Raw genomic sequence first — 11,495 nt, forward strand, 5'->3', positions numbered from 1 at the left:
ACGCTTGCGTCGATGTGAGCGGCACGATCGTTCTCGATGCATCCGGACAAGACATCACACCCGCGGATCGAGATGCCATCGTGCCGCTGCAGCTTGTATTCCTAGTCGACTCCGATCACCTCTCCATCGCCGAAATCAATGGGTATCCCGAGGGTGTCGAGTGTTAAGGCACCTGTTGGCTGGTGCCGTCGTCCTGGCACTTGGCCACGTCGCGGCCTCCCCCGCGTGTTCCACCGGCGATATCGTCACTGGTGCCTGCTACGAGATCTCGAACTCCGGCGAGCAGGTCGACATCGGTGGGTCGATCGATCAGCCGGGCGGTAACTCAGGTCCCGACCGCGGCCCGGGGTCAGGTCCCAGGCCTCAGCCCGCACCTCAGCCTTCTGAGACCTGTCCCCCGATCGGATGTCGCGGCAACTACACGGTCGTGACCCTGCCCGATGTCACGCTTGCCGACATCGCGTCGTTCGTGCCAGCCAAGCCCACGCTCACGGGAGAGCCGGCGGGGCTGGGCGTGGTCGGAATGCCGACGAACATCGTCGCCTCGGCATCCGAACAGCGCCTCGCGGGAACGCTCTTCGACTACGCGGTCACGGTCCGGTTCGTGCCCGACGGGTTCCGGTTCGCGTACGGCGACGGGTCGACCCGCACGACCTCAGGGGGCGGCGCGTCGTGGTCGGCGCTCGGGCAGGCCGAATTCACTCCCACCGACACGAGCCACGTCTACCGCAGCCGCGGAACGTACCCGGTCTCCGTGACGGTGCTGTACGCGGCATCCGTCGATTTCGGCACGGGCAATTGGCGGCCCGTACCTGGCCGCGTGGAGGCGACGATGGCGGGCTACGACCTTCGCGTCGTCGAGGTGCACACGGGCCTCGTCGACAAGTCCTGCGACGAGAACCCGACGGGTCCCGGCTGCTAGTCGTCGGGCTCGAACGTCACCCACGAACCGAACTTCGGTTCACGGCCGTCCCCCGACGAGGTGCCTGCGAGGCGACGTCGCACCCAGGGGCCTACGTGCTCGCGGTAGTACTGCGCACCGCGCAGTCGCTCGCTCTCGGTGATCTCGGGCAGCGACCACCACTCGTCCGGGCGGTCGATGCCGAGGGCATCCAGCACGCGCGAAGCGACGCGGTGGTGACCGCGCGTGTTCATGTGCAGCCGGTCCGTCGACCAGAACGGCGGTGTGCCGAGTTCGCGGTCGGCCCAGTTCAGGGCGCGCACGACATCGGTCCGGTCGCCCATGCGGTCGTTGACGGCCGCCGACAGCAGGTCGCCCCGGCGCTGCATGACACGCCCGAAGGGAAGCTGGGCAGACGGGTTCGCGCCGCTCAGCAGAATGAGCGTGACCCCCTCCTCGTCGCAGCGACGCAGCACGTGGGTGAACGCGTCGGCGATGCGCTCGACATCGGTCTTCGGCCGCAGCATGTCGTTGCCGCCGCCGTTGAACGACAGGTGGGTCGGCTGCAACGCGAGCGCCGGCTCGAGCTGCTGATCGACGATGGGCCAGACGAGCCTGCCGCGGATCGCGAGGTTGGCGTACTCGATCGGCTCGCCGATGCCGTTCGCCCACCCGTGCGCGGCGATGTCGGCCCAGCCGCGTATGCGCCCGTCGGGGAGTTCATCGCCGACACCTTCGGTGAACGAGTCGCCGATGGCGACGTAGCGAACGGATGACACTCCCTCACCCTACGGCGATCAACGGTCATCGAGCGCCAGCCCGCGTCGATCCGCCAGACCCCACGCGCCCGCCGCGGCCAGCACGAAGAAGGCCGCGAAAACGACGAACAGCAGGGGCGCACCGCCGAGCCCGAGCAGGATCGGCACCGTGATCGGGGCGACGATCGAGGCGATGCGGCCGACGCCGGCGGCCCATCCCGAGCCCGTCGCACGCAGCGACGTCGGGTACATTTCGGGCGTGACGGCGTAGAGGGCACCCCATGCTCCCAGGTTGAAGAACGAGAGCGCCATGCCGGCGGCGATGATCGCCGTCTCTCCGGAGGCCGTGCCGAAGAACGCGGCCGACACGGCAGACCCCGCCAGGAACACCGAGAGGGTGGTGCGGCGGCCCCACACCTCGATGAGCCACGCGGCCACGGCATATCCGGGCAGCTGGGCGAGGGTGATGAGAAGCGTGAAGCCGAACGAGCGCACGAGGTCGTACCCCGCGGCGACGAGGATCGTCGGAATCCAGATGAACGCGCCGTAGTAGGAGAAGTTGACACAGAACCAGACAAGCCAGAGGCAGGCGGTTCGCAGGCGAAACTCGCGCGTCCACAGGGCGGCGAGGCGTTCGCCCGCGCTCGGAAGGGCCTCCGAAGGGGTGGATGCCGGTGCCGAGCGCTGCGCCACGGCAGGCGCCTGCACCCCGGCCGACTCCTCGAATCGCCGCACGACCTCCTCGGCGTCGCCCACACGCCCCCGGCGCTCGAGCCACCGGGCGGACTCGGGCAGTGCCCAGCGCACGATGAGCGCGTACGCGGCAGGCAGCGCGCCGATGGCGAACGCCCAGCGCCAGCCGTCGTCGGACGAGGGGATGACGAGGTACCCGATCAGGGCGGCGGCGGTCCACCCCACCGCCCAGAACGCCTCGAGGATGACGACGAGGCGGCCGCGCATGCGCGCCGGGGCGAGTTCGCTCACATAGGTCGACGCGACCGGAAGTTCGGCGCCGAGCCCGAGGCCGACGAAGAACCTCAGGACGAGCAGCATGGCCAGCCCGCCCACGAGGGCCGATGCGCCGGTCGCGAGCCCGTAGATGACAAGGGTCACCGCGAAGACCTGCCGGCGTCCGATGCGATCGGCGAGAAGTCCGCCGAGGCTCGCCCCGATGGCCATGCCCACGAACCCGATCGACGCGATCCACGACGCCTCCGACGGCTGGAGGCTCCACTGCACCGCCAGCGCGGCGAGTATGAAGGAGATCAGACCGACATCCATCGCGTCGAGCGCCCAGCCGATGCCCGAACCGGTGAGCACCCTCAGGTGCTGTCGCGTGAAGGGCAGTCGATCGAGCCGCTCCGGCCGGGTGAGCGCGGCCTGCGTCGGGGCATCCGTCATGACGCCATCGTACGGACGCCGGCATCCGCCGCGCGCTACTCTGCGAGCAGCTCTTCGACGCGGGGCTTCACCTTCGTGCCGTAGAGCTCGATGCTGCGCATGAGCTTGTCGTGCGAGAGGGTGCCCGTCGAGAACTTCAGGTCGAACCGCTGGGCGCCGAGCGTGCGGACGGTGTCGGCGATCTTCCGCGCTACGGTCTCGGGAGAGCCCGCGTAAACGGCGCCCTCCGGCCCCACGTCGTGCTGGAAGCGCATGCGGCTGTAGGGCGGCCAGCCGCGCTCGCGGCCGATCGTGTTGCCCATCGACTCGAAGCCGGGGTATGCCTCCTCCCACGCCTGCTGGTCGGTCTCTGCGATGTGCCCGGGCGAGTGCACGCCGACAGGCGGCGTCGCGCGCTGAAACGATGCGAGCGAGCGGTGATAGAGGTCGACGAGGGGACGAAACCGGTCGGCAGGGCCGCCGATGATGGCGAGCATCAGGCCGAGCCCGTGCTGAGCCGCGCGCACGACCGACTCGGGCGTGCCCCCGACCCCGATCCAGGCCTTCAGTCCGTTCTCGGTCTTGGGAAATACGTCGGCGCTCTCGAGGGGCGCGCGAGTGCGGCCCCGCCACGTCACGGGCTTCTCCTCGAGCAGCCGAGTGAAGAGGTCGAGCTTCTCTTCGAAGAGCAGCTCGTAGTCCTTGAGGTCGTAGCCGAACAGCGGGAACGACTCGATGAAGGAGCCGCGGCCGAGGATCACCTCCGCGCGGCCGTTCGATACGGCATCCAGCGTCGCGAAGCGCTCGTACACGCGTACCGGGTCATCCGAGGAAAGCACCGTCACAGCGGTGCCGAGGTGGATGTCGCGGGTGCGCGCCGCCGCTGCCGCCAGGACGATCTCGGGGCTGGAGATCGCGAACTCCGGACGGTGGTGCTCCCCCACCCCGAAGAACGCCAGACCGACCTCGTCCGCGAGGACCGCTTGATCGACCACGTTCCGGATCGTCGCGGCGTCGGCCAGCGGCCTGCCTTCCGCGTCATGCGTGACGTCGCCGAACGTATCCAGGCCGAGGGAGACAGTTCGTGGATCACTCACAGAGCACCATCCTTTTCTATGCATGTGCATGAAACGACGGCCGGCGCCGCAACATTCCCGGTGCGGCCGAGGACGCCAGGCGTATCGTGTGGATGTGATCCAGTTCGCCGATCGTGCGGACGCGGGGCGCCGCCTCGCGGCCCTGCTCGATACCTGGCGCGATCAGGACGCGATCGTGTGCGGCATCCCCCGCGGCGGCGTCGTGGTCGCCGCCGAGGTCGCCGCCGCGCTCTCCAGCGCGCTCGATGTGGCGGTGGTGCGCAAGCTCGGTGCGCCCTCGAATCAGGAGTTCGCCGTCGGTGCGATCGCCGATGGCGTGCGGGTGGTCAGCCCCGGCGCCGTGCAGACGGCCGGGGTGACGCCCGAGCAGCTGAACTTCGTGGAGGACATGGAGCGGGTCGAGCTGCGCCGGCGCATCGAGCGCTTCGGTCAGCCTCGGCTCGACGTCATCGGCCGCGTTGTGATCGTCGTCGACGACGGAATCGCGACGGGGGCCACGGCGATCGCCGCCTGCCGCAGCCTCCGTGCCCGCGGCGCCGCACACGTCGTGCTGGCGACGCCCGTCGCGCCCGCCGGGTGGAAGCCCGGCAACGACGTGTGCGACGAGTACATCTGCCTCTCGCAGGAGCCGGACTTCTGGGCCGTCGGCCAGTTCTATGACGATTTCACCCAGACGAGCGACGGGGAGGTCGAGCGCCTGCTGGCGGCCGGCCTCCCCTGACGCTTCGGCGGGCTCAGCCCTTCAGGAGCGCCGTGCGCAGCGTGTCGAGTCCGACGCCGCCCATGTCGAGCGCGCGCTTGTGGAACTCCTTGATCGAGAAGTCATCGCCCTTCTCTTCCCGGTAGTCATCGCGCACCTGCTCCCAGATGCGCTGCCCGACCTTGTACGACGGCGCCTGTCCGGGCCAGCCGAGGTAGCGGTTCACTTCGAACTGCACGAACTCGTCCGACATGTTCACGTTGCGGCGCAGGAATGCGAGGGCGTAGTCGTGGTCCCAGACGCCTTGCCCGTCGAGACGCGGCTTCTTCAGGTGCACGCCGATATCGAGCACGACCCGGGCGGCGCGCATGCGCTGCCCGTCCAGCATCCCGAGCCGGTCGGCCGGGTCGTCCAGGTAGCCGAGCTGCTGCATCAGGCGCTCCGCGTAGAGGGCCCAGCCCTCGGCGTGACCCGAGGTGCCCGCAAGCAGTCGGCGCCAGGAGTTGAGCTCCCCGCGGTTGTAGACCGCCTGGGCGATCTGCAGGTGGTGGCCCGGGACACCCTCGTGATACACGGTCGTCAGCTCGCGCCACGTGTCGAATTCGGTCACGCCCGCGGGTACAGACCACCACATGCGGCCGGGACGCGAGAAGTCGTCGGTGGGGCCCGTGTAGTAGATGCCGCCCTCCTGGGTCGGCGCGATCATGCACTCCAGCGCGCGGATCTTCTCGGGAATGTCGAAGTGCGTCCTGCCGAGCTCCTCGACGGCACGGTCGCTCGTCTGCTGCATCCATTCCCGGAGCGCCGCGGTGCCGTGCAGCTTGCGGGCCGGATCGGCCTCAAGGAGCGCCACAGCCTCTTCGACCGATGCCCCCGGCTTGATCTCGTGGGCGATGGACTCCTGCTCGGCGACCATGCGGGAGAGCTCTTCGACGCCCCACTCGTAGGTTTCGTCGAGATCGATCGTGGCACCGAGGAAGCGACGGGAACTGAGCGCGTAGAGCTCGCGCCCGACGGCATCCTCGTCGGCTGCCGCCTGGGCGAGCTCCGTGGAGAAGAAGTCGCGCAGCTGGTCGTAGGCGACGCGGGCGGCGCCGGCGTTGTCCGACAGTGCGCGGGCGAGGGATGCCGGGAGCTGGCCCTCGGCGGGCGCGGCGTTCGCCGCCAGGGCCGCGAAGAACCCGCCGTCGTCGGTGTAGCGCGCGATCTGGGTCGCGACCTCCACGACCTGGCGGCGCGCGGGCACGATCCCCTGAGCAATGCCATCGCGGAGGGTGGCCGTGTAGCCCTCGAGCGCGCCCGGAAGGGCCTCGAGGCGGCGCGAGATGACCGCCCAGTCCTCGGCGGTCGCGGTGGGCATGATGTCGTACACCGCGCGGATGTCCTGCGGCGGCGAGGCGATGACGTTCAGCTCGCGCAGGTGCCATTTCGCCTCGTGCAGCTCGAGATCGAGCCGCAGGTCGCTCGAGAGGTCGGTCTTCGTGACCTCGTCGATGTGGTCGGTCGGCCGCAGTGCGTCGAGGGCGGCGAGGGCCTTCCTCGCCTCGTCGGCGTAGCGCTCATGCCCTGCGGGGCTGAAGTCGCCGTAGCGATCGTTGACCTCGTTGCGACCGATGTACGTGCCGAGTGACGGCGAGATGTCGACGAGCGTGTCGACCCAGTCTTCGGCGACCTTGTCGATCGCGGTGGGCGTGCGGGGGGATTCAGTCATGGCTTCGAGCCTAGGCATCGCGCGCGAGCCCGACAAACTCCTCGGCCGCGAGGCTCAGTGGGCGGCTTCGTTCCAGTCCATGCCGCGCCCGATCTGCACATCGAGCGGCACGGTCAGGTCGGCGGCATCGCCCATGCGTTCGCGCACGATCCGCTCGGCCGCGTCCCACTCCCCCGGGGCGACCTCGACCACGAGTTCGTCGTGGATCTGCATCAGAACGCGCGAGCCGAGGCCCGCATCGCGGAACGCGTCGTGGATGTGGAAGAGCGCGATCTTCATGATGTCGGCCGCGCTGCCCTGGATGGGGGCGTTCAGGGCCGCCCGCTCGGCGTTCTCGCGGAGCACGCGGTTAGGACTCGCCAGGTCGGGGAAGGGCCGGCGCCGGCCGAAGATCGTCTCGGTGTAGCCGTCGATCTTCGCCTTCTCGACCGATGAGCGCAGGTAGTCGCGCACCGCGCCGAACCGGGCGAAGTACTCCATCATGAGCTGCTTGGCCTCGGTCTGCTCGATGCGGAGCTGCTTCGAGAGACCGAAGGCGGACAGGCCGTACACGAGCCCGTACGACATCGCCTTGACCTTCGTGCGCATCGTGGCCGTGACGTCGTGGGGCTCGACGCCGAAGACGCGCGCGCCGACGAAGCGGTGCAGGTCTTCGCCGCTGTTGAAGGCCTCGACGAGGCCGGGGTCTGCGGACAGGTGCGCCATGATGCGCATCTCGATCTGCGAGTAGTCGGCGGTCAGGAGCGCCTCGTAGCCCGCCCCCACTTCGAACGCCGACCGGATGCGGCGACTCTCCTCGGTGCGCACCGGGATGTTCTGCAGGTTCGGATCGGTGCTCGAGAGGCGACCCGTCTGGCTGCCGGTCTGCAGGTAGGTGGTGTGCACGCGGTGGTCGGCGCCGATCGCGACGTCGAGGGACTCGATGATCTGCCGCAGCTTGGTCGCCTCGCGGTGCTGCAGGAGGAGGTCGAGGAACGGATGCGGGGCGGTCTCCTGCAGGTCTGCCAGCACCGCGGCATCCGTCGAGTACCCCGTCTTCGTCTTGCGCGTCTTCGGCAGCTGCAGCTCCTCGAACAGCACCTCCTGCAGCTGCTTCGGGGACCCGAGGTTCACCTCGCGGCCGATGGCCGCGTAGGCATCCTGGGCGATCGCATCGGCGCGCTGCCCGAGCTCCGCCGAGAAGCGCGACAGCTTCTCGTGCGACACCGAAACGCCGGCGAGCTCCATGTCTGCCAGGGCGCGCAGCGTGGGCAGCTCGATATCGGTGAGCACCGTCGTGACGCTATCGGGCAGTTCGGCGCGCAGGGCCGCGCTGACACGGAGTGTGAACCACGACAGCTGTCCGGGGGTGGCGCCTTCGGTCTCGGGCACGAGCTGTGCGGGGTCGGATTCGGGGAGTTTCTCGTCGAGATAGCGGTCGACCAGATCGGCCAACTTCTTGTCGGGGAAGCTCGGCCGCAGCAGCCATCCGGCGACGATGGCATCGAACGCGAGTCCGCCGACGCGGAGCCCGGCCCGGCGCAGGGCCTTGACCTGAGGCTTCGCATCACTGAAGACCTTGGGAGCGTCAGACGCGAGCCACTCGGCGAGCGATTCGGAGACCTCCGGTGTCCACGCGCTCTCGGCCGCCGCATCAGCGGTCGCGAAGCCGATTCGGGTCGGCAGGCCACCCTCCTCGAGGATCGTGACCCCGACCTCGGCGTCGGCGCCGTGGAGCCACGCAACGAGGTCTGCCAGCGAGGGCTCGATCGGAACGGGCATGGGCACGGCCGCCGCGGATGTCACCGCGGCCATCTGCTGCTCGATACCGGCGAGCTCGGCGACGCGCGGGATGAGCGTCTTGAACTCCAGCCTCGCGAAGATGTCGCGCACGGCCTGCGCATCCATCGGCTGCACTTCGAGGTCGGCCACCGTCACCGGCAGCTCCACGTCGCGCAGGAGCCGGTTGAGGGTGCGATTGCGCCGCACGTCGTCCAGGTGCTCGCGAAGATTACCGCCGACGACTCCGGTCACCTTGTCGGCGTTCTCGAGCAGGGCATCGAGGGAGCCGAACTGGCCGAGCCACTTGACTGCGGTCTTCTCGCCCACTTTCGGCACTCCGGGCAGATTGTCGCTGGTCTCGCCGACGAGCGCGGCGATGTCGGGATACTGCTCGGGCGGCACACCGTACCGGTCGATGACGGCCTGGGTGTCGTAGCGCTTGAGCTGCGAGACGCCCTGCACGTTGGGGTAGAGCACCGTGATGTTCTCGTTGACGAGTTGGAGCGTGTCGCGGTCGCCGGAGCAGACGAGCACGTCGAATCCGGCGGCCTCACCCTCCGTGGCGAGCGTCGCGAGGATGTCGTCGGCCTCGACGTCTTCTTTGTGGAGCACCTTGATGCTCATCGCCGCGAGGCAGTCTTGGAGGATCGGGACCTGTCCCTTGAACTCCGATGGGCTCTCGGACCGGTTCGCCTTGTACTCGGCGTACTCGCGGGTGCGGAACGACTGCCGCGAGGTATCGAACGCCACCGCCATGTGGGTCGGCTTCTCAGCCTTGATCAGGTTGATCAGCATCGAGAGGAACCCGTAGATGCCGTTCGTGTGCTGCCCGTCCTTCGTGGAGAAGTTCTCGACGGGGAGTGCGAAGAACGCCCGATACGCCAGCGAATGGCCGTCGACGACGAGAAGGGTAGGCTTTGCGGAGTCCGTCACCGTAACAGCCTAGCCAGGGGTGACGACACACCCGTCACCTCCCTTGGAGCCGCAATGTCCGACGTCGCCGACCCCGCCGTGAACGCTATGGAATGGGCCGCGAAGCGAGGTGTTGGAGCCCTCGCCGAGAAGATGGGGTTCGCGTGGCAGGAGTTCACGGTCGATCGCTGCATCGCGACTATGCCGGTCGAGGGAAATACCCAACCGGTCGGGCTCATGCACGGCGGAGCATACGTCGTTCTTGGCGAGTCGCTCGGGTCGATGGCGGCGAACCTGCACGCGGGTCCCGGACGACTTGCGGTCGGCGTCGACATCAACGCGACGCACACGCGTTCGGCGCGATCCGGCGTCGTGACCGGGGTATGCACGCCCATTCACCTCGGGCGCAGCATGACCGTCCACGAAATCGCGGTCAGCGACGATCAGGGAAGACGCCTGTCGACGATCCGGATCACGAACATGATCAAGGACCTGCCCCCCGCCCCGCGAACCCCGCCGGTCGAGTAGCGCGCCCCCTGGTCGAGTAACGCACCCCCGCCGTTCGAGTAACGCACCTCGCTGGTCGAGTAGCCGCGAAGCGGCGTATCGAGACCCCGCGCCCCGCTGGTCGAGTAGCCGCGAAGCGGCGTATCGAGACCCCGCTCAGGCCTTCTTGGGCGCGAGCTGCTCGATGATGGCCTTCGCGACATCCTGCATCGTCAGACGGCGGTCCATCGACGCCTTCTGGATCCAGCGGAACGCCTCGGGCTCGGTGAGGCCCATCTTCTCGTTGAGCAGGCCCTTGGCGCGATCGACGAGCTTGCGCGTCTCGAAGCGCTCGACCATGTCGGCGACCTCGGCCTCGAGCGTGATGATCTGCTGATAGCGGCTCAGGGCGATCTCGATCGCCGGCAGCAGGTCGTTCGGCGTGAACGGCTTCACGACATAGGCCAGCGCTCCGGCCTCGCTCGCACGCTCGACGAGCTCCTTCTGGCTGAAGGCCGTGAGGAGGACCACCGGCGCGATGTGGTTCTTGCTGAGCTTCTCTGCGGCGCTGATGCCGTCGAGTTGCGGCATCTTGACGTCCATGATGACGAGGTCGGGACGCAGCTCGGTGGCGAGTTGCACCGCCGTCTCGCCGTCGCCGGCCTCGCCGACCACGTCGAATCCGTTGTCGCGGAGGATCTCCACGATGTCGAGGCGGATGAGCGACTCGTCTTCTGCGACCACCACGCGGCGGGGTGCGGGGGGCGTCGGGGTCTCGCTCTGCTCTTGCTCAGTCACCTTTGAATCCTACGGTATGGTCGATCACGGGCGCGGGCCGGTGTGGCGGAATGGCAGACGCGGAGCACTCAAAATGCTTTGTCCGAGAGGGCGTGTGGGTTCGAGTCCCACCACCGGTACGAAAGAAACCCCCGGCGTGAACCGGGGGTTTCTGCGTTCGCGGGTCTACTCGTTGAGCTGGTAGATCGGAGCCTTGCCGTGCACCGCGTCGCCGATCTTGTGGATGCGGATGTCGTTGGTCGAGCCGATGATTCCGGGAGGGGAACCCGAGATCACGACGACCTTGTCGCCGACCTTCGCGAGATCGTTGGACAGGAAGTAGTCATCCACCTGGATGAACATCCGGTCGGTGTGGGCGACGTGCTCGACGAGGGTGGACTGGATGCCCCACGTGAGCGCCATGCGACGACGGATGCCGGGCTCAGGGGTGAAGCCGACCATGGGGATCTTCGGACGAAGGCGCGACATCCGGCGGGCGGTGTCGCCTGACTCGGTGAAGATGCAGAGGTACTTGGCCTCGACGAAGTCGGCGACCTCCATGGCGGCCAGCGTTATCGCGCCACCCTGCGTGCGGGGCTTGGTCCTGAGCGGCGCGATGCGCTCGAGTCCGTGGTCTTCGGTCGAGGCGACGATCTTCGCCATCGTCTCGACCACGACGACGGGGTAGTCCCCCACGCTGGTCTCGCCCGAGAGCATCACCGCGTCGGCGCCGTCGAGCACGGCGTTGGCGACGTCGCTCGTCTCGGCGCGCGTCGGCACGGGGCTGTTGATCATCGACTCGAGCATCTGCGTCGCGACGATGACCGGCTTCGCGTTCTCGCGGCAGATCTGGATGGCGCGCTTCTGCACCAGCGGGACCTGCTCCAGCGGCAGCTCGACGCCGAGGTCGCCGCGGGCGACCATCACCGCGTCGAAGGCCAGCACGATGGCTTCGAGGTTGTAGACGGCTTCGGGCTTCTCGATCTTGGCGACGACCGGCAGCCGGCCCTTG

At 68.4% G+C, this 11,495-nt stretch carries 10 protein-coding genes and 1 tRNA gene; 4 read left to right on the plus strand and 7 right to left on the minus strand.

What is annotated here, in order from left to right; all coding sequences use genetic code 11:
- Nucleotides 1–427 precede the first annotated feature (427 nt).
- Nucleotides 428–922, plus strand: a complete 495-nt coding sequence (locus VNT50_RS01960; protein WP_325483426.1) for a hypothetical protein — start codon at nucleotides 428–430, stop codon at nucleotides 920–922.
- Here the strand turns inward: VNT50_RS01960 and VNT50_RS01965 are convergent.
- The 3 genes from VNT50_RS01965 to VNT50_RS01975 are packed head-to-tail and all read right to left on the minus strand — an operon-like array spanning nucleotide 919 to nucleotide 4,136.
- Nucleotides 919–1,680, minus strand: a complete 762-nt coding sequence (locus VNT50_RS01965) for an SGNH/GDSL hydrolase family protein (protein WP_325483427.1) — start codon at nucleotides 1,678–1,680, stop codon at nucleotides 919–921. The two genes, VNT50_RS01960 and VNT50_RS01965, sit on opposite strands and share 4 nt — an antisense overlap.
- 18 nt (nucleotides 1,681–1,698) lie before the next feature.
- A complete protein-coding gene (locus VNT50_RS01970) occupies nucleotides 1,699–3,060 on the minus strand; it encodes an MFS transporter (RefSeq protein WP_325483428.1) in 1,362 nt (453 codons plus the stop codon).
- Nucleotides 3,061–3,095: 35 nt separating this feature from the next.
- Nucleotides 3,096–4,136, minus strand: a complete 1,041-nt coding sequence (locus VNT50_RS01975) for an LLM class flavin-dependent oxidoreductase (protein ID WP_325483429.1) — start codon at nucleotides 4,134–4,136, stop codon at nucleotides 3,096–3,098.
- Between the two features lie 88 nt (nucleotides 4,137–4,224).
- Here VNT50_RS01975 and VNT50_RS01980 point away from each other — a divergent pair, with 88 nt between their 5' ends.
- Nucleotides 4,225–4,857: a phosphoribosyltransferase gene (locus VNT50_RS01980; RefSeq protein WP_325483430.1), complete on the plus strand. Its 633-nt coding sequence runs from the start codon at nucleotides 4,225–4,227 to the stop codon at nucleotides 4,855–4,857.
- A gap of 13 nt (nucleotides 4,858–4,870) precedes the next feature.
- Here the strand turns inward: VNT50_RS01980 and VNT50_RS01985 are convergent, their stop codons facing one another.
- Nucleotides 4,871–6,547: a DUF885 domain-containing protein gene (locus VNT50_RS01985; RefSeq protein ID WP_325483431.1), complete on the minus strand. Its 1,677-nt coding sequence runs from the start codon at nucleotides 6,545–6,547 to the stop codon at nucleotides 4,871–4,873.
- A gap of 54 nt (nucleotides 6,548–6,601) precedes the next feature.
- Nucleotides 6,602–9,241: a DNA polymerase I gene (gene polA / locus VNT50_RS01990; protein WP_325483432.1), complete on the minus strand. Its 2,640-nt coding sequence runs from the start codon at nucleotides 9,239–9,241 to the stop codon at nucleotides 6,602–6,604.
- Nucleotides 9,242–9,295: 54 nt separating this feature from the next.
- Here polA and VNT50_RS01995 point away from each other — a divergent pair, with 54 nt between their 5' ends.
- Nucleotides 9,296–9,748 carry a hotdog fold thioesterase gene (locus VNT50_RS01995; protein WP_325483433.1) on the plus strand — a complete coding sequence of 151 codons (453 nt, stop codon included), beginning with the start codon at nucleotides 9,296–9,298 and terminating at the stop codon, nucleotides 9,746–9,748.
- A 135-nt stretch (nucleotides 9,749–9,883) separates the two neighbouring features.
- Here the strand turns inward: VNT50_RS01995 and VNT50_RS02000 are convergent, their stop codons facing one another.
- Complete coding sequence (locus VNT50_RS02000) at nucleotides 9,884–10,504, minus strand: ANTAR domain-containing response regulator (RefSeq protein WP_325483434.1); 621 nt, start codon at nucleotides 10,502–10,504, stop codon at nucleotides 9,884–9,886.
- A 36-nt stretch (nucleotides 10,505–10,540) separates the two neighbouring features.
- Here VNT50_RS02000 and VNT50_RS02005 point away from each other — a divergent pair.
- Nucleotides 10,541–10,623 (plus strand) — tRNA-Leu (locus tag VNT50_RS02005).
- A gap of 46 nt (nucleotides 10,624–10,669) precedes the next feature.
- Here VNT50_RS02005 and VNT50_RS02010 read toward each other — a convergent pair.
- On the minus strand, nucleotides 10,670–11,495 hold an 826-nt coding region (locus VNT50_RS02010; protein ID WP_325483435.1), incomplete at its 5' end, for a pyruvate kinase.

It is taken from the genome of Microbacterium sp. (genome assembly GCF_035554235.1).
In the GTDB taxonomy this organism is placed as follows: domain Bacteria; phylum Actinomycetota; class Actinomycetes; order Actinomycetales; family Microbacteriaceae; genus Microbacterium.